Consider the following 24,417-nt stretch of genomic DNA (forward strand, 5'->3'; position numbering starts at 1 on the left):
GTAAACTCCCTTTCCCCTTGCGGGATAGAAAAACTAACAGTGGCGAGTTCGCGAAGGCCTACCACCTAGGCAAGGTCCTCGACGGACGCGGATTCGTTGCGCGACAGGTTGATGCCCAGGTTCGCGGCGGCGCGTTCCAGGTCCTCGTCGTCGCCGTCCCGCATCTCGATCGCGGCACCGTCGCTGGAGAGCACCTCGACGTTGAGGCACAGCGACTGCAGTTCCTTGAGCAGCACCTTGAACGACTCGGGGATGCCCGGCTCGGGGATGTTCTCGCCCTTGACGATGGCCTCGTACACCTTCACGCGGCCGACCGTGTCGTCGGACTTGATGGTCAGCAGCTCCTGCAGCGTGTAGGCGGCGCCGTAGGCCTGCATGGCCCAGCACTCCATCTCGCCGAACCGCTGGCCACCGAACTGCGCCTTACCGCCCAGCGGCTGCTGGGTGATCATCGAGTACGGGCCGGTGGAGCGCGCGTGGATCTTGTCGTCCACCAAGTGGTGCAGCTTCAGGATGTACATGTAGCCGACCGTCACCGGGTACGGGAACGGTTCACCACTGCGACCGTCGAACAGCGTAGCCTTGCCGTCGCTGTTGACCATGACCTCGCCGTCGCGGTTGGCCAGCGTCGAGCCGAGCAGACCCTGCAGCTCGCCCTCCTGGGCACCGTCGAACACCGGGGTGGCGGTCTTGGTGTCGGCCGGGGCGCTGCGCAGATCCTCGGGCAACCCCTCGGCCCACTCCGGTACGCCCGCGGCGACGTCGATGTTCCAGCCCGTCTTGGCGATCCACCCGAGGTGGGTCTCCAGGATCTGGCCGATGTTCATACGACGCGGCACACCGTGGGTGTTCAGGATGATGTCCACCGGGGTGCCGTCGGGCAGGAACGGCATGTCCTCCTGCGCCAGGATCTTGCCGATGACGCCCTTGTTGCCGTGGCGTCCGGCGAGCTTGTCGCCGTCGGAGATCTTGCGCTTCTGGGCCACGTACACGCGGACCAGCTCGTTGACGCCGGCCGGCAGCTCGTCGTCGTCCTCGCGGGAGAACACCCGGATGCCGATGACCTTGCCGGACTCGCCGTGCGGCACCTTCAGGGAGGTGTCGCGGACCTCGCGGGCCTTCTCACCGAAGATGGCACGCAGCAGGCGCTCCTCCGGGGTCAGCTCGGTCTCACCCTTCGGGGTGACCTTGCCGACCAGGATGTCGCCGTCGCGGACCTCGGCGCCGATGCGGACGATGCCGCGCTCGTCGAGGTCGGCCAGCACCTCATCGGAGACGTTCGGGATGTCCCGGGTGATCTCCTCGGCGCCCAGCTTGGTGTCGCGGGCGTCGATCTCGTGCTCCTCGATGTGGATGGACGTCAGGACGTCCTCCTCCACCAGGCGCTGCGAGAGGATGATGGCGTCCTCGTAGTTGTGGCCCTCCCACGGCATGATCGCCACGAGCAGGTTCTTGCCCAGCGCCATCTCGCCGTCGGCGGTGCAGGGACCGTCGGCGACGACCTGGCCGGCCTCCACGCGCTGCCCGGCATCCACGATCGGGCGCTGGTTGGCGCACGTGCCGTGGTTGGAGCGGGCGAACTTGCGCATCCGGTAGGTCTGGCGGGTGCCGTCGTCGGCCATCACCGTGATGTAGTCGGCGCTGACCTCCTCGATCACGCCGGCCTTCTCGGCCACCACCACGTCGCCGGCGTCGATCGCGGCGCGCAACTCCATGCCGGTGCCCACCAGCGGTGCCTCGCTGCGCACCAGCGGAACCGCCTGGCGCTGCATGTTGGCACCCATCAGGGCGCGGTTGGCATCGTCGTGCTCGAGGAACGGGATCATGGCCGTGGCCACCGACACCATCTGGCGCGGCGAGACGTCCATGTAGTCGACCTCGGCCGAGGACACGTACTCGACCTCGCCGCCCTTACGACGCACCAGGACGCGGGATTCCTCGAACCGGCCCTCGGCGTCGGTCGGCGAGTTGGCCTGCGCGACGATGTAGCGGTCCTCTTCGTCGGCGGTCAGGTAGTCCACCTTGTCGGTGACCACACCGTCGATGACCTTGCGGTACGGCGTCTCGATGAAACCGAACGGGTTGACCCGCGCGTACACCGACAGCGAACCGATCAGACCGATGTTCGGGCCCTCGGGGGTCTCGATCGGACACATCCGGCCGTAGTGCGACGGGTGCACGTCACGAACCTCGAGACCGGCGCGCTCACGGGACAGACCGCCGGGCCCGAGCGCCGAGAGACGACGCTTGTGGGTCAGCCCGGACAGCGGGTTGTTCTGGTCCATGAACTGCGACAGCTGGCTGGTGCCGAAGAACTCCTTGATCGCCGCCACGACGGGACGGATGTTGATCAGGGTCTGCGGCGTGATGGCCTCGACGTCCTGGGTGGTCATCCGCTCGCGCACGACGCGCTCCATGCGGGACAGGCCGACCCGGATCTGGTTCTGGATCAGCTCACCCACGGTGCGCAGCCGACGGTTGCCGAAGTGGTCGATGTCGTCGACCTCGACCGGCACCTCGCTGCCGCCGGGGGCGGTCATGGTGTCCTGGCCCTCGTGCAGACGCACCAGGTACTCGATGGTGGCGGCGATGTCCTCTTCGGTCAGCGTCGAGCTGGTGATCGGCTGTCCGACGTTGAGCCCCAGCTTCTTGTTGACCTTGTAGCGGCCCACCCGGGCCAGGTCGTAGCGCTTCTCCTTGAAGAACAGGTTCTCCAGCAGGGTCTGCGCCGACTCCTTGGTGGGCGGCTCGCCCGGGCGCAGCTTGCGGTAGATGTCCAGCAGCGCCTCGTCGGTGCCACTGGTGGGGTCCTTCTCCAGCGTCGACATCATGATCTCGGAGAAGCCGTAGCGCTCGGCGATCTGCTCGTTGGTCCAGCCCAGGGCCTTCAGCAGGACGGTGACCGGCTGGCGACGCTTGCGGTCGATGCGCACACCGACGGTGTCACGCTTGTCGACGTCGAACTCCAGCCACGCGCCGCGGCCGGGAATCACCTTGACGCTGTGCAGCGTCTTCTCGGTGGACTTGTCGATGCTCTCGTCGAAGTACACGCCCGGCGAGCGGACCAGCTGGGACACCACGACACGCTCGGTGCCGTTGATGATGAAGGTGCCCTTCTCGGTCATCATCGGGAAGTCACCCATGAAGACCGTCTGGCTCTTGATCTCACCGGTGTTGTTGTTGATGAACTCGGCCGTGACGAACAGCGGTGCCGCGTACGTCATGTCCTTGTCTTTGCACTCGTCGACCGGCGCCTTGACATCGTCGAAGCGCGGATCCGAGAAACTCAGCGACATCGAGCCCGAGAAGTCCTCGATGGGCGACAGTTCCTCAAGGACCTCCTCAAGACCGCCCTTGGGATCGACGTCGCCGCGGTCGACGGCCTTCTGCCGCCAACTGTCGGCCCCGATCAACCAATCGAAGGACTCGGTCTGCACGTCAAGAAGCCCCGGAACCTCGAGCGGTTCACGGAGCTTGGCAAACGAAATACGGTTGGGTGCTCCTGGGACGGAGTGGTTAGTGGTGTCTACTGACTTGCTCTGGCTAGAGACTGCCAAGATGCATCCTTCCAGCACCTAAGCGGCTCGGAAGGCGGTCGACGACCGATCCTCGTTGCCGCGCTATCTGCGTCGGTTCGGCTGGATGACTCTCGGCCTGAACCACGGCATGCAACGAAGATCACCGAGCAATGCTCAGCAGGACCTACGGTGTCGAGTGCTGATGATGGGCAGGAGGCAGCCAGCGCAACGTCCAACAATAGCGCAGGACGGCGCATTCCTCAACTACCGGTCGGTAACGACATATCCGCCCCGGAATCCCGAGGAGGTAGAGCGCTGGCTGGCGACCTGACTACCTGTTTCGAACATGCTGCCCAACAGACTGGCTTGTACGGGCCCGTCCGTCAAGAGTTAACGCGCCGAAGCTGTGGATCGGCGGAAAACATTTTGCTGCGGCCGCTCGGCTGGGCATAAAAGTGACCGCCCGGCACTGCCGGGCGGTCACGGTGTCGAGCTGATCAGCTTTCGTTCTGTACCGGGATCGACGCGGTCGGGGTCTCGTCGGCGAACTCGTGCACCTTGTACTTGTGGGTGCCGTCGAGCTCGTCGCGGATGGCCTCCTGGGCGGCCGGCGGCAGGGTGTGCAGGATCTCGCGCACCCGGGCCTGACGGCGGGCGACGGCCTTGCGCTCCGGCATACCGGGGGTGGCCTGGATCTGCGGCGGCACGCCCTCGATCTCCTCGACGCCACCGTCGTGGTGGCCGGCGTCGAACATGGCCTGCTCCTCGGCCATCTGCGACTCGTCCTTCTCCTCGGACATGCCGATGGGGCCGATCCGGCGGCCGTTGAGGAACTGCTTGACCACCGGCTCGTCACTGGTCAGCAGCACCTCGCGGGGGCCGAACATGACCAGGTGCTTGCGGAACAGCATGCCCATGTTGTCCGGCACCGTGCGCGCGATGTTGATGTTGTGCGTCACGATCAGGATGGTGCAGTCGATCTGCGCGTTGATGTCGATCAGCAGCTGCGACAGGTACGCCGTACGCACTGGGTCCAGACCGGAGTCCGGCTCGTCACAGAGGATGATCTGCGGGTCGAGCACCAGCGAGCGGGCCAGACCGGCACGCTTGCGCATACCACCGGAGATCTCACCGGGGAACTTGTTCTCGTCGCCGGCCAGACCCACCAGGTCGAGCTTCTCCATGACGATGTCACGGATCTCGCTCTCCTTCTTTTTGGTGTGCTCGCGCAGCGGGAAGGCGGTGTTGTCGTACAGGTTCATCGACCCGAACAGCGCGCCGTCCTGGAACATCACCCCGAACAGGGTGCGGATCTCGTAGAGCTCCTTGGCGGAGCACTCGATGATGTTCGTGCCGTCGACGATGATCTTGCCCCGCTCGGGCCGCAGCAACCCGATCAGGGACTTCAAGAACACCGACTTACCGGTACCCGACGGGCCCAGCAGCACGCTGACCTCCCCGGCGGGGATGTCCATCGTGACGTCTTCCCAAATTCGCTGGGACCCGAAGGACTTAGTCAGTCCTTCGACCTGGATGCCAATGCCCACGCGAAATCCTTCCGCAAATTCTCGACGATGCCACCAGCGGCCCGCCTGTGGCTTGAGTCACTGTAGCGCACGCGAAAGATCGACACTCCGCTTGTGTCAGCCTTTGTTATTCATCGGCGCACCAGTTGCCATGGAACCCCATCGGCACGCGTTGCGGTAGATGCACGGTGGCGACGGTCTCGAGGGTGGCCGCGTCGAGCATAAGTAGCTGGCCTTCGTCGCGTCCGAGGTGGTGTCCGTAGCCCATCAGCACACCGTCGTCCTCGGCCGTCGCGCCCGGATTCGGCACGAACGACATCTCCCCGACCAGCAGTTCCGGGTCGAGGGCGGCCTGCTGGCTACCGCCGGTGGAGAAGTCCTGCTTGTAGACCGCCGAGCGGTCGGTCTCGGCGCCGTCGAACGCGTTCTCGAGGCCGACGGTGTAGCCGTAGCGGTGCTTGGCGCCGGTGAGCGTCTCGTTGATCCGCGGGAACTCCTGCTGGCGGTCGTCGCGGCGTTCGGTGCGGACCGCGCCGGTGCTCAGGTCGATCTCCCAGCGGTCCAGGGTGGGATGCCCCTCCCCCGGGCCGCGCCGGTCGCGGTCGAACATCCGGCCGTGGCGCACGACGTCGAGCACCAGCACCTCGTGGCCGGCGCGGTCCTCGCTGTAGGCGTTGAGCGGGTGGAACACGTAGCACGGGTCGATGTCGAACCACCGGATGGCCTCGGCGTCGGCCTCGCGCGGCAGCACGCCGATGCGCGCCGGGTAGTCCTCGTTCCAGGCGAACGGGAGCGACGAGATGGGCCGCGGGTCGCTGTTGATCCGCGCGGCGATCGGACCGGGCACCCGGACCCGGCCGGCCAGGGACTGGAGAACCAGACGCGCCGGGGCGCGCAGCCAGCGCGGCACGGTGACCGGGATGATCTCGGTCGGGTCGAACGTGACCGGCAGGTCGTAGATGACGACGTACTTCTCGGTGAGCGAGAAGTCGTGCATCATCGGCGAACCGGTAACCGGGATGTCGACGGTGCGACGCGCGCGCCCGTGGACGTCGATCACCGAGTACTGCACGTTGCGCCCCCGCGCGAACGAATACGAAACCGCATGCAGCTCACCGGTTTTCGGATCCCGATGGGGATGGGCGGTGTAGCCGCCGTACAGCGTGCCGTCGAAGTCGCAGGTACCCACGGTGTCGAGTTCGTCGGTCAGGCGATAGTTGGCGCCGCCGCCCTCGACCAACGCCAGCGTCTGCCCCGCGTGGGTCAGCACGTTGGTGTTGGGCCCGACCGCCAGCATGCCGGTGCGCGGGTCCAGATCGGCCACGCGCGCTTCGCCCAGCGTGCGCGACACCGCCGGCGTGCGGACCCATCGGTTGCGGTACCAGCGGGCGGCGCCGTCGCGCAGGGCCAGACCGTGCACCATCGCGTCGCCGGCAAACCAGTGATAGGTCGCGGGGTCGACCTCGGCGGCGGGGTTGGGCCCGTTGCGCAGATAGCGCCCGTTGAGGTGCTCGGGGATGCGGCCGGTCACCTTCAGATCGAAGGCGGTCACCTCCTCGGCGACCGGCGCCAGGAAGCCCTCCAGGTACGGGTTGGTGTCTTGCTGGGGTTGCACGGCGGTCATCTCGATCCCTCCCGATCGGTCCGATATCCTCGCATAACGTTGTTATGACGGTGTTATGCAGACCGTACGCGGCCCGTGAGACGATGGCAAGGATGACTTCGCTTCGCCCCTCGACGGACCCCTCGGCGCAGCGCGACGTGCGCGCGGAACTGCTGCACGCGGCGGTCGGACTACTCGACGACCACGGCCCCGACGCCCTGCAGACCCGCAAGGTCGCCGGCGCCGCGGGCACCTCCACGATGGCGGTCTACACGCACTTCGGCGGGATGCGGGCACTGATCGCGGCGGTCGCCGACGAGGGCCTGCGGCAATTCGACGCGGCGTTGACGGTGCCGCTGACCGAGGACCCGGTGGCCGACCTGTTGCGCTGCGGGGCGGCCTACCGCCGGTTCGCCATCGGCCGGCCGCACCTGTACCGGCTGATGTTCGGCAGCACCAGCGCGCACGGCATCCACGCGCCCGCGCACAACGTGCTGACGCTGCGGGTCGCCGAGATCACCGCGCACCATCCGAGCTTGGCCCACGTGGTGCGCCACGTGCACCGGGCCATGGTCGCCGGACGGATCAGCGCGGGCTCCCCCGACGACGACGCGAGCGTGCTGACCATCGCCGCGCAGTTCTGGACGATGATGCACGGCTTCGTGATGCTGGAACTGGCGGGCTACTACGGCGAGGTGGCCTTCGGGCCCGTGCTGGGCGCGCTGGCCGGCAACACCCTGCTCTCCCTCGGCGATACCGCCGAGGCGCTGGCGGCCTCGCAAACCGCTGCGACGCAGGATCTTTGACCCGGCGCCTTCGATCCAACGAGAAATCCCCCGGAGATCGCGGGCGATCTCCGGGGGATTTCTGTTGCGTAGCTACTACTTGACGGTGACCGTCGCGCCGGCAGCCTCGAGCTTGGTCTTGGCTTCCTCGGCGGCCTCCTTGGCGACCTTCTCGAGCAGCGGCTTGGGCGCGCTGTCGACCAGATCCTTGGCCTCCTTCAGGCCCAGGCCCGAAACGATCTCGCGGACGACCTTGATGACGCCGATCTTCTTGTCGCCGGCACCCTCGAGGATCACGTCGAACTCCGACTGCTCCTCGGCGGCCTCGGCGGCAGCGCCACCACCGGCGGCCGGGGCCGCGGCGACGGCGACCGGAGCGGCCGCGGTGACCTCAAAGGTCTCCTCGAACTTCTTCACGAACTCGGAGAGCTCGAGCAGGGTCAGTTCCTTGAACGCATCGAGCAGTTCGTCGGTGCTGAGCTTTGCCATGGTGGCAGTCCTTCCTGGATTTGTTACCTACGGATGTGGTTGGTCAGGTTTATTCGGTTGTCTCGGCGGCGGCCTCGGCTGCGGGTTCCTCCGCAGCCGGCTCGGCCGGAGCCTCCGCAGCGGCCTCGGCCGGAGCCTCGGCAGCGCGCTTGTCCTGCAGGGCGGCGGCCAGGCGGGCAACCTGCGAGGCCGGCGCGTTGAACAGCCCGGCGGCCTTGGTGAGGTTGGCCTTCATGGCGCCGGCCAGCTTGGCCAGCAGCACCTCGCGCGACTCGAGATCGGCGATCTGCTCGACCTCGGCGACGGACAGCGCCTTGCCGTCCATGTAGCCGCCCTTGATGACCAGGGACTTGTGGTCCTTGGCGAACTTCTTCAGCGCCTTGGCCGCGTCGACCGGCTCACCGTTGATGAACGCGATCGCCGTCGGGCCGACGAACAGCTCGTCGAGCCCCTCGACTCCTGCCTCCGAGGCCGCACGCTTGACCAGCGTGTTCTTGGCCACCGAGTAGGTGGCCGAGTCGCCGAGCGACCGGCGCAGCTCCACCAGGTTGGCCACGGTCAGACCGCGGAACTCGGTGATGACGGTGGCAGTCGAGGCTTTGAACTGCTCGGTGATCTCTGCAACGGCGGTAGCCTTTTCAGCCTTGGCCATGCATGCCTCCTGATGATGTGTTGTCCAGCGTGCTTTGCGTGCGCCACCGCAGGGCGCCGGGGCGAGCAGACCCGGAAACGACGGACGCCCCAGCGCAGGATGCGGCCGGGGCGTCGATGTGGCAAAACTTGCCAGCTACCTCGTCCTCCTGCGTGGGCCGCCGGGATGTTCCCGGACCTTCAACCGATTGCTCGGTGACCGACGGTCTTCGGTGGATCGTCGACCAGAATAGCGCCTGCGGTGCCGATCAGCCAAAACGAGGCTCGACCGGCCCGGTTTCAGGTGTCGCGCAGCAGCGCCGCCGCGCCCACCAGACCGGCCTCGGAACCCAGGCGGGCCGGCCGCACCGTCAGGTCGGCCAGGAAGCTCAGCCCGGCGAACCGCCGCAGCGCGGCGCGCAGTGGGTCGAACAATACGGCCCCGGCGCGGGCCACCCCGCCGCCGACGACCACCCGGTCCAGATCGCACACCGCCGCCACCGAGGCGATCGTCGCCGCCACGGCCGTGGCCCCGCGCTCGAAGGCCCGCACCGCGATGGCGTCGCCCGCCACGGCGGCCGCGGAAAGCTCCGCAGCGTCGGCGTCCGGCGCTGCGGTCCAACCGTTTTCGCGCGCCCAGGCCACCATCTTCGGGCCGCCCGCGACGGTCTCGACGCAGCCGTGACCGCCGCAGGTGCACCGCACCCCGGCCGGGTCCACCACCACGTGGCCGACGTGCCCGGCGTTGCCGGTGCGCCCGGCGTACGGCGCGCCGTCGAGGACCAGGCCGCCGCCCACGCCGGTGGAGACCACCAGGCCCAGCAGGAACCGCGCGTCCCGGCCCGCCCCGCGCCAGTGTTCCCCGAGCGCCATGCACAGCCCGTCACCGGCGAGCCGCACCGGCAGGCCGCCGAGGGCCCCGGCCACCCGCTCGCGGATCGGAAAGCCTTGCCAGGCGGGCACATTGATGGGGCTGACGGTGCCCGCGGGGAGGTCGATCGGCCCGGCCGAGGCGATGCCGGCGCCCCGCACCGGCGTCTCGGCGGTCATCCCCACGATCAGTTGCTCGACCACGCGCCAGACGGCCTCGGGCCCGGCGCCGCGCGGCGTGGGCAACTGCTGGGCGCGCACCAGGGTGCCGTCGGGGTCGACCAGACCCGCGGCGATCTTGGTGCCGCCGATGTCGAGGGCCAGGGTGAGCTCGCTCATCAGTGCCCCATCCTCCCCCAGCCCAATCTTGCGCCCCAGCCCAATCTTGCGCGACAGCCCAATCTTGCGCGACAGTGCGCGTCCCCGGCCGACACGCCGCGAAATTTCCGTATTCTGCGCACGCTCGCGCCCACCCGGGCGACCCCGCCCGCAACGGTTCGGGCACTGTTCGGCAACCGTTCACACACCCGCTGACCTGCCCGGGGTGCCGCCGGAACCAGGTCGTGCCACAGTGGAAATCATTGTGAGCGAGCACCTTCATCTCCCCACCGAGGCCGACCGACGGACGCCCTGGCGCGACCCGCTGTCGATCGGCTGGCAAGCCCACCGCCGCCTACTGCTGCTGCGCCTGCACTGGCACGACTCCACGACCCGCCGGCGCAACACTGCACGGACCACGAAACTGCGCCGCCGGATCAACGGCCACCAGCAGTAGCCGCGGACAGCAGCCGCGCCATCCGCGTGGCGGCCGCCGCCACCTCCGGGGGCTCGAGGACCTCGAACTCGCAGCCCACCGACGCCAGCCAGAGCACCATCCGGTCCGGGTCATCGCCGCCAGTGGAGACCAGGCAGGACTCGGGCCCGTCGGCTTCGACGGTCGCCGCGCTCGGCGAGAAGTGCGCTGCGACAACGTCTTGCGGGCACCGATAGCGGACCCGGGCGACATACCGATACGGCGAACTGCTGATCGCCCGGCTGACGTACGTGGCGGCATCCGGTGTCTCGCGGGCCACGAAGGTGGTGCCCTGCGCGCCGATGTCGGCCATCCGATCCAGCCGCAGACTGCGCCAATCGGCGCGGTCCCGGTCATAGGCCAGCAGATACCAGCGCCGGCCCGTGGTCACCAGCTGATACGGCTCCAGACGACGTCGAGTCACCGCGCCGTTCAACGCCGTGTACCGCAGCCCGATGTGCTCGCGGTCGCGGCAGGCCCGGGCCAGCGTCATCAACGCGTCGGGGTCCACCGTCGACTCCGCCTGGGCGTGCAGCGTCACGGTGGCCTCATGCACGGCCGACACCTGCGAGCGCAGCCGCGACGGCATCACCTGATCGAGTTTGGACAGCGCCCGCAGCGCGGAGTCACCGATCCCGGCCACGCTTCCGCCGGCGGCCAACCCCAGGCACACCGCCACGGCCACGGCCTCGTCCCCGTCGAGCAGCAGCGGCGGCAGCGCGGCCCCGGCGCCCAACTGATAACCACCGCCCAGACCGGGGCTCGCGTGCACCGGATATCCCAGTTCACGCAGGCGTTCGATGTCCCGGCGCACGCTGCGCCCGGTCACGCCCAACCGCTCGGCCAGTTCGCGGCCGGTCCACACCCGGCGGGACTGCAGCAGCCCGAGCAGTTGCAGTACGCGGCTCGTCGTTTCGGACACCAGAACAGTCTCGCGCACTTTTAGGACAAGAACAGTCCTCAATTGCTGAGAAGGTGTGTCCATGACAACGCCCGCCCTGGTGAACTCGCTGATAGACCAGCTCGAGTGGCACTGGACCCACCAACTCCGCCCCCGCCTGGCCGGCCTGAGCGACGACGAGTACTTCTGGGCCCCGGTCCCGGACTGCTGGACCGTCCACCCCGACGGCTCCATCGACTTCACCTATCCCCCACCCGAACCCACGCCGGTGACGACGATCGCCTGGCGGCTCGCCCACGTCATCGTCGGCGTGCTGGCCATGCGCAACCACGCGCACTTCGACGGTCCACCCGCGGACTACCAGAGTTGGTCGTACGCAACCGATGCCGAGACCGCGCTGGCCCAACTCGATGACGCTCACGACCGCTGGGTCGCGGGGGTGCGCCCCCTGACTCCCGCGGCCCTCGACCGCCCGATCGGCGCCGCCGAGGGCCAGTGGGGTGATCGCCCCATGATCGACCTGGTCCTGCACATCCACCGCGAAGTCATCCACCACGGCGCGGAGATCTCCCTGCTTCGAGACCTGTACGCACACAACAAGAAAGAGAGCTGACATGCCCGCCCTGCCCCCGCCGATCGCCGACGAACGCGCCGGACTCAAGCACTACCTCGCCGCACAGCAACAGGCCTTCCACGCCGTGGCATTCGGGCTGACCGACGAGCAGGCCCGCGCCACGCCCACGGTCAGCGCCCTGTCGATCGGCGCGCTGATCAAGCACGTCACCAACTGTCAGCACGGCTGGCTGCAGCGCGTGACCGCGGCACCCGACAGGTGCGCCGACGACGAGCGCCCCATGGCCGATCAGGCCGCCGATTACGCCGACGAGTTCGTCATGACCGACGATGAGACGCTCGCGGAGATCCTGGCCCGGTTCGACGAGGGCAACGCCGCGGCGCTGGCCCTGATCGACACCGTCGATCTGGGTGCGGCCGTCCCGATCCCCAAGGACGTCCCCTGGTTCCCGCAGGACATCGGCGCCTGGTCGGTGCGGTGGGTGCTGTTCCACCTGCTCGAGGAGCTCGCGCGGCACGCCGGGCACGCCGACATCATCCGCGAGGCCATCGACGGCGCCACCCTCTACGAGCTCATCGCCGCGCACGAGGGCTGGGCGCCCACGCCCTGGCTCACGCCGTGGGGTGCGGGCTGATTGTTGTGGTCGCGGTCACGGTAATTGGGAACGTCGAAGGCGGGTTTGGCACACTACAACAATGAGTCCGACCAATCACCACCGGGAGGTCGTCAAGCTCGACCGCGTCCCGCTGCCCTTCGAGGCGGCTCGCGTCGGTACCACGGGCTGGCAGCTCACTCGTACCGCGGCACGCGTGGCCAAGCGGCTGCCGGGCCGCGGGAGCCTGCAGACCAAGGTCATCAAGGAGATCCCGCAGACCTTCGCCGATCTCGGCCCCACCTATGTGAAGTTCGGCCAGATCATTGCGTCCAGCCCGGGGGCCTTCGGCGAGCCGCTGTCGCGCGAGTTCCGCACCCTGCTGGACTCCGTGCCGGCCGCGGACCCCGCCCAAGTGCAGAAACTGTTCAAGGAAGAACTTGGCGACGAGCCGCGCAACCTGTTCAAGCACTTCGAGGAGCAGCCGTTCGCCTCGGCGTCGATCGCCCAGGTGCACTTCGCGACCCTGCACTCCGGCGAGGACGTGGTGGTCAAGATCCAACGCCCGGGCATCCGCCGCCGGGTGGCCGCCGACCTGCAGATCCTCAAGCGGTTCGCGCAGGTCGTCGAGTTCGCGAAGATGGGCCGTCGGCTGTCCGCGCAGGATGTCGTCGCCGACTTCTCGGACAACCTGGCCGAGGAACTCGACTTCCGCATCGAGGCGCAGTCTATGGAGGCCTGGGTCAGCCACCTGCACTCCTCGCCGCTGGGCAAGAACATCAAGGTGCCGGACGTGCACTGGGACTTCACCACCCAGCGCGTGCTGACCATGGAGCGGGTGCACGGGGTGCGCATCGACGACGTCGCGGCCATCCGCAAACAGGACTTCGACGGCACCGAACTGGTCAAGGCGCTGCTGTTCTCCACCTTCGAGGGCGGTCTGCGGCACGGCCTGTTCCACGGCGACCTGCACGCGGGCAACCTGCTGGTCGATGAGCAGGGCCGGATCGTGTTCCTCGACTTCGGCATCATGGGCCGCATCGATCCGCGCACCCGCTGGCTGCTGCGCGAACTGATCTACGCGCTGCTGGTCAAGAAGGACCATGCCGCGGCCGGCAAGATCGTGGTGCTGCTGGGCGCGGTGGGTACCGTGCGGCCGGAGGCCCAGGCCGCCAAGGACCTGGAGGCCTTCGCCGAGCCGCTGAGCATGAAGACGCTCGGTGACATGTCCTACGCCGAGATCGGCAAGCAACTCTCCACCCTGGCCGAGGCCTACGACGTGAAGCTCCCGCGCGAGCTGGTGCTGATCGGCAAGCAATTCCTTTACGTGGAGCGCTATATGAAGCTGTTGGCGCCGCGCTGGCAGATGATGAACGACCCGCAGTTCTCCGGCTACTTCGCCAACTTCATGGTCGAGGTCAGCCGCGACCACCGCGAGGATCTGGACAAGTCCGACAAGGAGATCGAGGTCTAGTGCAGCCGGACACCGTGCGAACCGGGACCGCCCGCTCCGGGGACCTCGACATCTACTACGAGGACATGGGCAACCCGGACGATCCCGCGGTGCTGCTGATCATGGGGCTCGGCGCGCAACTTGTGTTGTGGCGCAACGAGTTCTGCCAGAAACTCATCGAACGAGGCCGACGGGTCATCCGGTTCGACAACCGCGACGTCGGGCTGTCGAGCAAGCTCGACGGGTTGCGGATCGAGGGCTCGCAGTACCCGAGCATGATCCGCTCGGCGCTGGGTCGGCGCAGCCCGGCGGTCTACACGCTCGAGGACATGGCCGACGACGCGGCCGCGGTGCTCGACCACCTCGACATCGATCGCGCCGACATCGTCGGTGCCTCGATGGGCGGGATGATCGCCCAGGTGGTCGCGGCTCGGCACGCCCAGCGAACCCGCTCGTTGGGCGTCATCTTCTCCAGCAACAACCAGGCGGCGTTGCCGCCGCCCGATCCGCGCGCGCTCTACGCCGTCATCAAGGGCCCGCCGGCCGACGCCCCGCGCGACGTCATCATCGACAACGCCGTGCGGGTCAGCCGCGTGATCGGCAGCCCCGCCTACCGCGCGCCCGAGGCCAAGATCCGCGCCGAGGCCGCGGCCGGCTACGACCGCAACCACTACCCCGTCGGGGTGGCGCGGCAGTTCGGCGCCATCATGGGCAGCGGCAGCCTGCGCCACTACGACCACCGGATCAGCGCGCCCACGGTGGTGCTTCACGGCCTCGCCGACCGGCTGATGCGGCCCGCCGGCGGTCGCGCCGTCGCCAACAACATCGACGGCGCCCGGCTGGTGCTGTTCCCGGGCATGGCCCACGACCTTCCCGAGCAGCTCTGGGACCCCATCGTCGACCAGCTCGACCTCACGTTTTCGGCCGCCGCCGGCTGAGGTAATTGTCGCCGGCGACAGATGACGGGTAGATGACGTACCCCGTCGCCGCGTTGCCCTGCGCGCCCGCTGCCCCAAGCATGTGAGTTGCCAACAGGGGGTGGAAGCACTGGTTCCGGGGGGATCATTGCGCCTGCCCTCCTGCCATGACGAGGGAAGGCCCCGGTAGATGCCCAAGGCGCTCGAGCCACACTTCGAGGACGTGCAAGCCCACTACGACCTGTCCGACGAGTTCTTCGAGCTCTTCCTGGATCCCTCCCGGACCTACAGCTGCGCCTTCTTCGAACGCGCGGACATGACCCTCGAGGAGGCGCAGCTGGCCAAGATCGACCTGGCCCTGGGCAAGCTGGGCCTCAAGCCCGGGATGACGCTGCTGGACATCGGCTGCGGCTGGGGTTCGACGATGAAACGCGCGGTACAGCGCCACGACGTCGACGTGATCGGGCTGACCCTGAGCCGCAACCAGCGCGACTTCGTCGCCGATCTGCTGCACGGCGATCCGAGCCCGCGCTCCAAGCAGGTCCTGCTGCAGGGCTGGGAACAGTTCTTCGAGCCGGTCGACCGGATCGTGTCCATCGGCGCGTTCGAGCACTTCGGCCCTGACCGCTACGACGACTTCTTCGCCCAGGCCAACAAGGCGCTGCCGCCGGGCGGGGTGATGCTGCTGCACACCATCACCGCCACGGATCCCAGGGACGCCGCGGCCGACGGGGTGCCGCTGACCATGGAATTGATCCGGTTCATCCGGTTCATCCTCACCGAGATCTTCCCCGGCGGCCGGCTGCCCTCGATCGCGCTGGTGACCGACCACGCGGTGGCCGCCGGGTTCGAGGTCCAGCGGGTCCAGTCATTGCAGTTGCACTACGCCCGTACTCTGGATCTGTGGGCGCAGGCACTGGAGGCCCGTCACGACGAGGCGGTCACACTCCAGTCACAAGAGGTCTACGACCGCTACATGAAGTACTTGACCGGTTGCGCCAGGTTGTTCCGGAACGGCACCACCGACGTCTGCCAGTTCACACTGAAGAAAATTTTAATGCCCGTTTTCCCGGGAGCGCCGCCGCGCGGTGCGTCCCGGATGGGTTAGCGTTTTATCAATCACTAGCGGGTGGGAGTCTGCACCGATGAGCAATCTGAAGCCGAAGTACGAAGAACTCCAGTCCATTTACGACATCTCGAACGAGTTCTACGAACTTTTCCTGGGCCCCACCATGGGTTACACCTGCGGTTACTTCGAGCGCGAGGACATGACCGGCGACGAGGCGCAGCTCGCCAAGTTCGACCTCGCGCTGGGCAAGCTGGGCCTGGAGCCCGGCATGACGCTGCTGGACATCGGCTGCGGTTGGGGCGCCTGCATGCAGCGCGCCATCGAGAAGTACGACGTCAACGTCATCGGCCTGACGTTGTCCGCCGAGCAGCGCAAGTACGCGATCGACAAGCTCGCGAAGGTCCCCACCGAACGCAGCATCGAGGTCCGGCTGCAGGGCTGGGAGGAATTCGACGACAAGGTCGATCGGATCGTGTCGATCGGTGCGTTCGAGCACTTCGGCTTCGAACGCTACGACGACTTCTTCGAGACCACCTACAACGCCCTGCCCGACGACGGCGTGATGCTGTTGCACTGCATCACCGGCTTCGACATGCGCAGGGCCAAGGAGCTCGGCCTGCCGATGACCTTCGAGCTGGCCCGGTTCGCGAAGTTCATCATGACCGAGATCTTCCCGGGCGGCCGCCTGCCGTCGGTGGAGAAGGTGCAGGAGCATGCGCTGCCGGCCGGTTTCGAGCTCACGCAGCTGCAGGAGATCGGCCCCCACTACGTGCGCACGCTGCAGATCTGGGCCGAGGAGCTCGCCGCGCACCGCGAAGAGGCCATCCGGATCCAGTCGCAAGAGGTCTACGACCGCTACGACAAGTACCTCAACGGCTGCGTGAACCTGTTCCGGGTCGGCCACACCAGCGTGCATCAGTTCACCCTGAAGAAGTGAGCCCGGGGTAGCTGGGCCCGCACTCAGCAAACGCCGCCCGCAATATCAGTGCGGGCGGGCAAATTTCGCGATCAGGCGGCGCAGCGGGGACGGGCGCCGGAACCGCGGACATTGCCCCTCGGCGCACAGTGCACAGTCCGTGCCGGCACGGTGATGTTCGTGCGCCGACCGCTGATGCCCGCACAGGCACAACGTTGCGGATGTTGCAGATTCTGACAAGTCGTCCCCCTAGTGGCTGTGCAGCCGAGTCTACGACGAAAACGCCTGGCGGCGCCCGAAATCAGCTCAGCGCAACGTCGAGGATCGGGCGCTGCACCTGCGCGCCGGGACCGTCGAAGTGCCACCACTCCCCGGCGTAGACCGTGAAGCCGCCCGCGGCCATCGCCGTCCGCAGTCGCGCGCGGTTGGCCTGCGCCTCGGCGCCGACCCCTTCGGTGGCGAAAGCCTTTGCCCGGGGCGAGAACTCGTCGAAGTCAGTGCCCATGTCGAGCAGCGCACCGGCCTCGTCGGACAGCGTCACGTCCACCGACCGACCGGCGGTGTGGCTGCGCGCGAAGTTGCCGGGCCGGGCCACCCAGGCGGGATCGGACACCGCCTCGAACATCCGCACCTGCACCTCGTGCGGGCGGTAGCAGTCCCAGAACACCAGGCGATTACCCTGGGCGCGAAGGACTTTCGCCGACTCGACCAGGCCGGCGGTCAACGACTCGTGCACCAGGCAGCGGGCGTCGGGGGGATACAGCCGAACCCCGAGGAAGTTGTCGGCGGTGGCGTAGCGCAGGTCGATGAGGGCATCGGGCAGCACGGTGCGAACGTCGACCAACCGGTCCTGGCCCGCCGACCCGACGGGTTCGGCGGCCGCGATTGTCGGGGTTGCCATCAGTACCGCTCCCATGACGAGTGCGTACCGGATGCGGGCAAAGCGGCGAAATGCGCGCATCCGGTACACCTTCGAACGTCTACGCCTCGGCGAAGTTGCGCGTGATGCTGGGGTCGACCGGGATGCCCGGGCCGGTGGTCGTCGAGACGACGATCTTCTTCAGGTAGCGGCCCTTGGACGACGACGGCTTGGCCCGCAGGATCTCCTCCAGCGCGGCACCGTAGTTCTCGACCAGCTTGGCCTCGTCGAACGAGGCCTTGCCGATCACGAAGTGCAGGTTGGCCTGCTTGTCGACGCGGAAGTTGATCTTGCCACCCTTGATGTCGGTCACGGCCTTGGCCACGTCCGGGGTGACCGTGCCGGTCTTGGGGTTCGGCATCAGGCCACGCGGGCCCAGCACGCGCGCGATGCGACCCACCTTGGCCATCTGATCGGGGGTGGCGATGGCGGCGTCGAAATCGAGCCAGCCACCCTGGATCTTCTCGATCAGGTCCTCGCTACCCACGGCATCGGCGCCGGCGGCCAGGGCGGCCTCGGCCTTCTCGCCGACCGCGAACACCACGACGCGGGCGGTCTTGCCGGTGCCATTGGGCAGGTTGACGGTGCCGCGCACCATCTGATCGGCCTTGCGGGGGTCGACGCCCAGCCGGATCGCGACCTCAACGGTGGCGTCCTGCTTCTTCGACGACGTCTCCCTGGCCAGCTTGGCGGCCTCGAGCGGGCTGTAGAGCTTGTCGCGGTCCACCTTCTCGGCGGCTTCGCGGAAGGCCTTGCTGTTCTTGCTCATTGGTATCCAATCAATCTCGTTGGTTGTGGTTGTCGGGCCGATGCCAGCCCTCCCACGGGAGTCGATCTACTCGACTTCTGTCTGGTCGATCCGCAAACTACTCGACGGTGATGCCCATCGACCGGGCGGTGCCGGCGATGATCTTCGCGGCAGCGTCGATGTCGTTGGCGTTGAGGTCTTCCTTCTTGGTCTCGGCGATCTCGCGGACCTGATCCCAGCTGACCTTGGCGACCTTGTCGGTGTGCGGAGTGCCGGAACCCTTCTGCACGCCGGCGGCCTTGAGCAGCAGCTTGGCGGCGGGCGGGGTCTTCAGGGCGAAGGTGAAGCTGCGGTCCTCGTAGACACTGATCTCCACGGGGATGACGTTGCCGCGCTGCGACTCGGTCGCGGCGTTGTACGCCTTGCAGAACTCCATGATGTTGACGCCGTGCTGGCCGAGCGCGGGACCGACCGGCGGGGCGGGGTTGGCCTGCCCGGCCTGGATCTGCAACTTGATCAGCCCGACGACCTTTTTCTTCGGGGCCATGGGTGTGGTGTTTCCTTTCTTATTTCTGCGATTTCGGTGCGCTCAGTTGCGCTGAGCGCAACTGAGCGCACCGAAATCGCTAAATCTTGGCGACCTGACCGAAGGTCAGTTCGACGGGTGTCTCGCGGCCGAAGATGGACACCAGCACCTTGAGCTTCTGCTGCTCGGCGTTGACCTCGCTGATGGAGGCGGGCAGCGTGGCAAACGGGCCGTCCATGACGGTGACCGACTCGCCGACCTCGTAGTCGACCAGGATCTCGGGCCGCTCCAGGGTGGCCTCGGTGGTCGCGCCGGTCGTCGCGGCGGCGGTGGACTTGGCGGCCTTCTTCGCGGCGCCCTGCGGCAGCAGGAACTTCACCACGTCGTCCAGCGACAGCGAGGTCGGGCGGGAGGTGGCGCCGACGAACCCGGTCACGCCCGGGGTGTTGCGCACCGCGGACCAGGAGTCGTCGGTGAGATCCATCCGGACCAGGATGTAGCCCGGCAGCACCTTGCGGTTGACCTGCTTGCGCTGGCCGTTCTTGATCTCGGTGACTTCCTCGGTCGGCACCTCGACCTGGAAGATGTAGTCGCCGACGTCGAGGTTCTGCACGCGGGTCTCGAGGTTGGCCTTGACCTTGTTCTCGTAGCCGGCGTAGGAGTGGATCACATACCAGTCGCCCGGCTTGAGGCGCAGTTCCTTCTTGAGCGCGACGGCCGGGTCTTCCTCGGTCTCTTCGGGTTGTTCGGCGTCGGCTTCAGCTGCCGCGTCCTGCACGTCCTCCCCCGGAGCCGCATCCGTTGACGTCGAGTCCGTCGACGCCTCGGAGACCGTCTCGTCGATGATGACGTCTCCGTTGTCGCCCGACTCACTCTCGGGCGTGTCGCCCTCGAAGCTAGTCACGGTTGTCAGTCCTTCCTCACGTAAAAATCGTCTGGTTTCTAGGCGAACACCAGCGTTACCAGCTCGGTCAACCCGATATCTGCCAACGAGATCATCGCCACCATGAACGCCAAGAAGAGCAAGACCACCGTCGTGTAGGTGACCATCTGCTTGCGGTTGGGCCAGATGACCTTGCGCAGCTCGTTGACGACCTCGCTGAGATACGTCCAGACGAACCTGAACGGCGCCAGGATGCCACCGCCGGATGCGGCCTTGGCCTTCTTGGCCTTGCTCACCTTGGCGGTCTTCGCAGCATCCTCGGTGTCGCCGCCGGCCTCGGTGTCCGCCTCGGCGCCGGTCTTGCTCAGCGCGCGCTGCCGGGACCGCTTGCCGGTCGGACGCGCCGGGGTGACGACCGCAGTCTGGCCGACCCGCTTGGCTTCGGCCCCGTTGTCCTCGGTGCCGTCGCCCGTGGCGTCGGCACTGTCGCGCTCGTCGCTCACCGCACGCTCCTTAGCTTCACCCGTGGCCCGTCGGGCCCGTTAGTTCGCATCTTCCAGTGTCCACTACTGCCAGTATTCAATTGAGCAGGGGCGACAGGACTTGAACCTGCAACCTGCGGTTTTGGAGACCGCTGCTCTGCCAGTTGAGCTACGCCCCTTCGAGTCCTTGCGGCACTCCTCACTTCCACACGCTAGTTGGTCTCGGTTCGTCGTGCCCGCAAGTGCCCCACATAACTCGCGCGCTCTCCGGCGGCCTTTGGCGAACCGCTGGACAAGCGCGCTTGTTCTGGGAGAACCCCGAGGTACGAGTGTACATCGGGGAAACTCCGATCCACTAATCTCCCCGGATGCGGTGCGCTAATCGGCGACGCGGGTGACCTGACCGGACTGCACGTCGAACTTGACCTTGGCCGATTCGTCGCCCTGCTGACCCATCATCGTGGTGAACGCCTCCAGGACCAGCTCGCCGTGCTGATTGGTCAGCGTGTTGCGGGTGACCACGATGTCGGCGCCGAAGCGCTCGTCGACGGATTGCACGGTCATCACCGGATAGAGGTGGTCGCCGACCTTGATCGGCTGGTGGTACACGAACTGCTGGTCCACCTGGACAATCTGCATGGTCTCCATGCCGACGTCGACCTTGCGGAAGAAGTCCTGCTGCACGATCAGTGCGACCGTGGACACGAAGGTCAGCGGCGCCAGCAGCGTGTCGTAACCGAGTTCGGCGGCCGCGGCCTCGTCGTAGAAGGCGGGGTCGTCGTTCTTGACCGCCTTGGCGTATTCGCGCACCTTCTCGCGGCCCACGACGAAGTAGTCGTCGTACTTGTGGACCATTCCGCGGATGTCGGTCTTGAGAGCCATCGCTATCGATCCCCGCTAGGCCAGCTTCGCCGTGGCGATCGCCCGGCCGAAGATCTTCTTGCCACCGGTGGTGGCGTTGATCGCGATGGTGACCGAATTCGTCTCGGGGTCGGCCGACTTGACCCGGCCGTTGAACACGATCTCGGCGCCCTTGGCGTCGTTGGGCACCGGGACGACAGCGGTGAAGCGCACGTTGTATTCGGTGACCGCACCGGGATCACCGACCCAGGAGGTCACGTAGCCGCCGCCGAGGCCCATGGTGAGCATCCCGTGGGCGATGGCGGTGTCCAGCCCCACCAGCTTCGCGGTCTCGTCGTCCCAGTGGATGGGGTTGAGGTCGCCGGAGACACCCGCGTAGTTGACCAGGTCCTGCCTGGTCAACGGAATGATCTTTTCGGGCAATGTGTCGCCGACCTGAACCGAACTGAATTCACGCAGAGCCATCGTTGAAGCCACTCTCTCCGTTTTCCTCGCTACGCCCCGCAAGCGTGGTGTAGGTCTCCTGCACTAATTTGCCCGCCTCGTTGGTGATGAGCACCTTGGTGACAATGATGTCGGTCCCGTGCGCCTGCCGGACGGAATCGACGTAGACATCGCAGAACAGCTTGTCGCCCACCACGATCGGGGCCAGGAACTTGAACTCCTGGTCGACCTGGACGATCTTGGCATCCTTGATGCCGATGTCGGCGTGATCGAAGAAGGCGCGCTGGCCCTTGTAACCAAAGACCGAGACGAAGGTCAGCGGGGCCGTCAAACCCGAGTAGCCGAGTTCGGCCGCCGCCGCGTCGTCGTAGAACGCGGGGAAATCGTTCTTCACCGCGGTCGCGTACTCGCGAACCTTCTCCCGCTCCACCACGTAATGGTCGGGGTAGCGGTAATGCATCCCGACGATGTCTGCGGATAGTGCCACGGGCTAGAACCTACCTGGTAGATCTCGGCAAACCGGCTATCGGCCTGCGCCAATGGAACGCGTCAGCGCGACTCACGATGCGGCTGATGCGTGCCGCAGTTGGGGCAGAACTTCTTCAGCTCCAGCCGGTCCGGATCGTTGCGCCGGTTCTTCTTGGTGATGTAGTTACGGTTCTTGCACACGTCGCAGGCCAAGGTGATCTTCGGCCGGACGTCGGTACTGGAGGCCACTTCGGCTGCTCTCCTCTGTCAGGTTCATGCTTGTCTTGTAGCGGTGGGGGGACTCGATCCCCCGACCTCACGATTATGAGTCGTGCGCTCTAACCAGCTGAGCTACACCGCCCCGATCGACGCGGTCGGCGCACCGTCCGGCGTCCACCGAGCCCCCTAACGGAATCGAACCGTTGACCTTTTCCTTACCATGGAAACGCTCTGCCGACTGAGCTAAGGGGGCCTACCTGCTTGGCACCGCGTGGTCCGTTGGGAAAAACGGAGGCGGGCCTTAAAGAGGGTACAGTCTGCGGCTTTTCAACACCAAACCGCAGGTAGTTCGGGGTGTCTGAGCCGGATTTGGCCGAAATCGCACCCCGGACGCGCCGTCCGGGGTGCGATTTCGCGGGTTCTGCTCGGCAGACCCCTCGCACTCAGCCCGCAGGCTCAGCCGAGCAGCCAATCGTTGGGGTTGAACAGCTCGCAGTGCACTCGCTGCTCCGGGACCCCGAGGGCGGTCAGCTGGGACCGCACCGCCTGGACGAAGCCGTTGTTGCCGCAGAGGTACACCTCGGCGTCGGCGGACGGCGCGGCGGTCAGCCCGTCGAGGTTCATCAAGCCCGCGTGCACGCCGGGCCGTCCCCCGGTCAGCCCGTCCTCGTACCAGACGTCGAGGCTCGCGTTGGGCAGCAGATCGACCAGTTCGGCCTGCCGCTCGCGCAGCGGGTGCTGCTGATCGCCGCGGTCGGCGTGCAGCACCTGCACGGCGGTGTCGGGCTGCCGGGCCGCGAAGTACTCGAGCAGGCCGATCATCGGGGTGATCCCGATACCGGCCGAGATGAGCACGACGGGGGTATCGGTCGACGCCGGGGCCGGCAGGTCGCCGAACGGCACCGTGACGTCCACCAGGTCGCCGACGCAGATGTTGTCCCGGATCCAGGTGGACACCTCGCCGGCCGGGGCCCCCTCGACACCGTCGACGGGCTTGACGGCGAAAGTCAGTTCGCCGTTTCCGGGCACGTTGATGAGGCTGTACTGCCGCAGCTGCCGGGCGCCGTCAGTCATCGTCACGCCGACCGACACGTATTGGCCGGGAACGAATTCACCGATCGGGCCGGCGACGGGCGCCACGGTGATCAACACCGCGCCCGACGGGTCGGCCACCCGGGCGATGACCTTGGCGCGCCGGTAGACGTCGCCGGCGGCGACACCGGCCTCGGCGTAGAGCTCGCGCTCCATGTCGATCAGGGTCTCGGCCATCATCCAGTACACCCGGTCCCAGGCCGCAGCGACGTCGGCGGTCACCGTGTCGGCGCCGAGCACCGCCACGATCGCCGCGAACAGATGCTCGTGCACGATCGGGTACTGGTCGGCGGTCACCCCCAGCGACGCGTGCTTGTGCCCGATCCGGGACAGCAACTCGGCCGGGTGCGGCAATTCGGGATCGACCAGATGCGTGGCGAAGGTCGCGATCGAGGCCGCCAGCGCGCGCTGCTGGGCGCCGCTGACCTGATTGCCGCGGTTGAACAGGTTGCGCAGCAACTCGGGGTGGGCCTCGAACATCATCGAGTAGAACTTCCCGGTGATCGCGTCGATGTTCGCTCCGATCAGCGGCAGCGTCGCCTTGACGATCTCCGCGTGGTGCGGTTCGAGTTCGTCGCGAACAACCGATGATTCGGGGGTTGTGACGGTCATCGTGGGATCCCTTCTCCAGTGAGTTGCAGAACAACCGGGAGGCTTTTGCTCCCGGCCAGATCGGTGACGGTGTAGCGGTCGAGTTCGCGGTAGAACGCCTCTTTGGCCTCCGCCAGCGCGCGGCGCAGCCGACACGCGGCGATCAGCGGACAGGGGTTGTCTCCGCCGCACTCGATGACCTCGCGATCGCCCTCGAGTTGGCGCACCAGCCAGCCGACCGAGGCGGTCCGGCCGGCATCGGTGAGCCGCAGCCCGCCGACCCGCCCGCGCCGGGCGTGCAGCATGCCCAGTTCCGACAGCCGGGAGACCGCCTTGGCGACGTGGTGCTCGGAGGCCGCGGCGCCGCTGGCGATGGTCCGGGTGGTGACGCGGCGTTCCTCGGACTCCCCGGCGGCCAGCAGCATCATGGCCCGAAGGCCCAGGTCGGTGAACCGTGTCAGCTGCATGGGATCGACATTATTAATTCCGCATCTTTGATGCGACTTTTGTCGGTGTGTGGTTAAACACCGTTTGAAGTGCGGTTTTTT

26 protein-coding genes and 3 tRNA genes are annotated in these 24,417 nt (G+C 67.0%); 8 read left to right on the forward strand and 21 right to left on the reverse strand.

Annotation, left to right across the window (positions count from 1 at the left end; all coding sequences use genetic code 11):
* Positions 1–65: 65 nt before the first annotated feature.
* The 3 genes from rpoB to EL338_RS19280 all read right to left on the reverse strand — a co-directional run bounded on the left by rpoB (position 66) and on the right by EL338_RS19280 (position 6,668).
* Positions 66–3,575 carry a DNA-directed RNA polymerase subunit beta gene (rpoB, locus tag EL338_RS19270; protein ID WP_126335214.1) on the reverse strand — a complete coding sequence of 1,170 codons (3,510 nt, stop codon included), beginning with the start codon at positions 3,573–3,575 and terminating at the stop codon, positions 66–68.
* A gap of 440 nt (positions 3,576–4,015) precedes the next feature.
* Complete coding sequence (locus EL338_RS19275) at positions 4,016–5,065, reverse strand: ABC transporter ATP-binding protein (RefSeq protein WP_126335215.1); 1,050 nt, start codon at positions 5,063–5,065, stop codon at positions 4,016–4,018.
* Between the two features lie 106 nt (positions 5,066–5,171).
* On the reverse strand, positions 5,172–6,668 hold the full coding sequence (locus tag EL338_RS19280; RefSeq protein ID WP_126335216.1) for a carotenoid oxygenase family protein: 1,497 nt from the start codon (positions 6,666–6,668) through the stop codon (positions 5,172–5,174).
* An 83-nt stretch (positions 6,669–6,751) separates the two neighbouring features.
* Between EL338_RS19280 and EL338_RS19285 the strand changes: the two genes are divergently transcribed.
* A complete protein-coding gene (locus tag EL338_RS19285) occupies positions 6,752–7,453 on the forward strand; it encodes a TetR/AcrR family transcriptional regulator (protein ID WP_126335217.1) in 702 nt (233 codons plus the stop codon).
* Between the two features lie 75 nt (positions 7,454–7,528).
* Here EL338_RS19285 and rplL read toward each other — a convergent pair whose 3' ends face one another.
* From rplL to EL338_RS19300, 3 genes are all read right to left on the reverse strand, one after another.
* Positions 7,529–7,921 carry a 50S ribosomal protein L7/L12 gene (gene rplL / locus EL338_RS19290; protein WP_126335218.1) on the reverse strand — a complete coding sequence of 131 codons (393 nt, stop codon included), beginning with the start codon at positions 7,919–7,921 and terminating at the stop codon, positions 7,529–7,531.
* A gap of 49 nt (positions 7,922–7,970) precedes the next feature.
* Complete coding sequence (gene rplJ, locus EL338_RS19295; RefSeq protein ID WP_126335219.1) at positions 7,971–8,573, reverse strand: 50S ribosomal protein L10; 603 nt, start codon at positions 8,571–8,573, stop codon at positions 7,971–7,973.
* A gap of 278 nt (positions 8,574–8,851) precedes the next feature.
* Positions 8,852–9,760 carry an ROK family protein gene (locus EL338_RS19300; RefSeq protein WP_126335220.1) on the reverse strand — a complete coding sequence of 303 codons (909 nt, stop codon included), beginning with the start codon at positions 9,758–9,760 and terminating at the stop codon, positions 8,852–8,854.
* Positions 9,761–10,004: 244 nt separating this feature from the next.
* On the opposite strand from EL338_RS19300, the gene EL338_RS19305 reads away from it, so the two are divergent.
* Entirely contained in the window at positions 10,005–10,196 is a 192-nt protein-coding gene (locus tag EL338_RS19305) for a hypothetical protein (RefSeq protein WP_126335221.1), read from the forward strand.
* Here EL338_RS19305 and EL338_RS19310 read toward each other — a convergent pair.
* The gene (locus tag EL338_RS19310; RefSeq protein ID WP_126335222.1) at positions 10,177–11,136 is read right to left on the reverse strand and encodes a helix-turn-helix transcriptional regulator; all 960 of its coding nucleotides are present in this window, start codon (positions 11,134–11,136) and stop codon (positions 10,177–10,179) included. The genes EL338_RS19305 and EL338_RS19310 overlap by 20 nt on opposite strands.
* A gap of 61 nt (positions 11,137–11,197) precedes the next feature.
* Here EL338_RS19310 and EL338_RS19315 point away from each other — a divergent pair, with 61 nt between their 5' ends.
* From EL338_RS19315 to EL338_RS19340, 6 genes are all read left to right on the forward strand, one after another.
* Entirely contained in the window at positions 11,198–11,728 is a 531-nt protein-coding gene (locus EL338_RS19315; RefSeq protein ID WP_126335223.1) for a DinB family protein, read from the forward strand.
* A 1-nt stretch (position 11,729) separates the two neighbouring features.
* Positions 11,730–12,323: a DinB family protein gene (locus EL338_RS19320; protein WP_126335224.1), complete on the forward strand. Its 594-nt coding sequence runs from the start codon at positions 11,730–11,732 to the stop codon at positions 12,321–12,323.
* Positions 12,324–12,384: 61 nt separating this feature from the next.
* Positions 12,385–13,755: an ABC1 kinase family protein gene (locus EL338_RS19325; RefSeq protein WP_126335225.1), complete on the forward strand. Its 1,371-nt coding sequence runs from the start codon at positions 12,385–12,387 to the stop codon at positions 13,753–13,755.
* A gap of 65 nt (positions 13,756–13,820) precedes the next feature.
* Entirely contained in the window at positions 13,821–14,672 is an 852-nt protein-coding gene (locus tag EL338_RS19330) for an alpha/beta fold hydrolase (protein WP_126336971.1), read from the forward strand.
* Positions 14,673–14,841: 169 nt separating this feature from the next.
* Positions 14,842–15,759: a cyclopropane mycolic acid synthase family methyltransferase gene (locus tag EL338_RS19335; RefSeq protein WP_126335226.1), complete on the forward strand. Its 918-nt coding sequence runs from the start codon at positions 14,842–14,844 to the stop codon at positions 15,757–15,759.
* 37 nt (positions 15,760–15,796) lie between these two features.
* The gene (locus tag EL338_RS19340) at positions 15,797–16,657 is read left to right on the forward strand and encodes a cyclopropane mycolic acid synthase family methyltransferase (RefSeq protein ID WP_126335227.1); all 861 of its coding nucleotides are present in this window, start codon (positions 15,797–15,799) and stop codon (positions 16,655–16,657) included.
* A 280-nt stretch (positions 16,658–16,937) separates the two neighbouring features.
* Here the strand turns inward: EL338_RS19340 and EL338_RS19345 are convergent, their stop codons facing one another.
* The 14 genes from EL338_RS19345 to EL338_RS19410 all read right to left on the reverse strand — a co-directional run bounded on the left by EL338_RS19345 (position 16,938) and on the right by EL338_RS19410 (position 24,336).
* A complete protein-coding gene (locus EL338_RS19345; RefSeq protein ID WP_235666219.1) occupies positions 16,938–17,537 on the reverse strand; it encodes a M15 family metallopeptidase in 600 nt (199 codons plus the stop codon).
* A 79-nt stretch (positions 17,538–17,616) separates the two neighbouring features.
* Positions 17,617–18,324, reverse strand: a complete 708-nt coding sequence (gene rplA, locus EL338_RS19350; protein ID WP_126335229.1) for a 50S ribosomal protein L1 — start codon at positions 18,322–18,324, stop codon at positions 17,617–17,619.
* Positions 18,325–18,421: 97 nt separating this feature from the next.
* Positions 18,422–18,850, reverse strand: a complete 429-nt coding sequence (rplK, locus tag EL338_RS19355) for a 50S ribosomal protein L11 (RefSeq protein ID WP_126335230.1) — start codon at positions 18,848–18,850, stop codon at positions 18,422–18,424.
* Positions 18,851–18,929: 79 nt separating this feature from the next.
* On the reverse strand, positions 18,930–19,733 hold the full coding sequence (gene nusG / locus EL338_RS19360) for a transcription termination/antitermination protein NusG (RefSeq protein WP_126335231.1): 804 nt from the start codon (positions 19,731–19,733) through the stop codon (positions 18,930–18,932).
* A 38-nt stretch (positions 19,734–19,771) separates the two neighbouring features.
* Positions 19,772–20,215: a preprotein translocase subunit SecE gene (gene secE / locus EL338_RS19365; protein ID WP_126335232.1), complete on the reverse strand. Its 444-nt coding sequence runs from the start codon at positions 20,213–20,215 to the stop codon at positions 19,772–19,774.
* 85 nt (positions 20,216–20,300) lie between these two features.
* Positions 20,301–20,373, reverse strand: a tRNA-Trp gene (locus EL338_RS19370).
* A gap of 199 nt (positions 20,374–20,572) precedes the next feature.
* Complete coding sequence (gene hadC / locus EL338_RS19375) at positions 20,573–21,076, reverse strand: (3R)-hydroxyacyl-ACP dehydratase subunit HadC (RefSeq protein ID WP_126335233.1); 504 nt, start codon at positions 21,074–21,076, stop codon at positions 20,573–20,575.
* Between the two features lie 15 nt (positions 21,077–21,091).
* Positions 21,092–21,520 (reverse strand): (3R)-hydroxyacyl-ACP dehydratase subunit HadB, encoded by a 429-nt coding sequence (gene hadB / locus EL338_RS19380; protein WP_126335234.1) that lies wholly within the window; start codon positions 21,518–21,520, stop codon positions 21,092–21,094.
* A complete protein-coding gene (gene hadA, locus EL338_RS19385; RefSeq protein WP_276006025.1) occupies positions 21,507–21,959 on the reverse strand; it encodes a (3R)-hydroxyacyl-ACP dehydratase subunit HadA in 453 nt (150 codons plus the stop codon). Before hadA ends, hadB begins: the two co-directional genes overlap by 14 nt.
* Positions 21,960–22,048: 89 nt before the next feature.
* Complete coding sequence (rpmG, locus tag EL338_RS19390; protein WP_126335236.1) at positions 22,049–22,216, reverse strand: 50S ribosomal protein L33; 168 nt, start codon at positions 22,214–22,216, stop codon at positions 22,049–22,051.
* A 38-nt stretch (positions 22,217–22,254) separates the two neighbouring features.
* Positions 22,255–22,328 (reverse strand) — tRNA-Met (locus EL338_RS19395).
* 38 nt (positions 22,329–22,366) lie between these two features.
* A tRNA-Thr gene (locus EL338_RS19400) sits at positions 22,367–22,439 on the reverse strand.
* A 203-nt stretch (positions 22,440–22,642) separates the two neighbouring features.
* Positions 22,643–23,890 (reverse strand): globin domain-containing protein, encoded by a 1,248-nt coding sequence (locus tag EL338_RS19405; protein ID WP_126335237.1) that lies wholly within the window; start codon positions 23,888–23,890, stop codon positions 22,643–22,645.
* Entirely contained in the window at positions 23,887–24,336 is a 450-nt protein-coding gene (locus EL338_RS19410; RefSeq protein WP_126335238.1) for an RrF2 family transcriptional regulator, read from the reverse strand. The genes EL338_RS19405 and EL338_RS19410 overlap by 4 nt, the downstream gene beginning before the upstream one ends.
* Positions 24,337–24,417 lie beyond the last annotated feature (81 nt).

This window comes from Mycolicibacterium chitae, assembly GCF_900637205.1.
In the GTDB taxonomy this organism is placed as follows: domain Bacteria; phylum Actinomycetota; class Actinomycetes; order Mycobacteriales; family Mycobacteriaceae; genus Mycobacterium; species Mycobacterium chitae.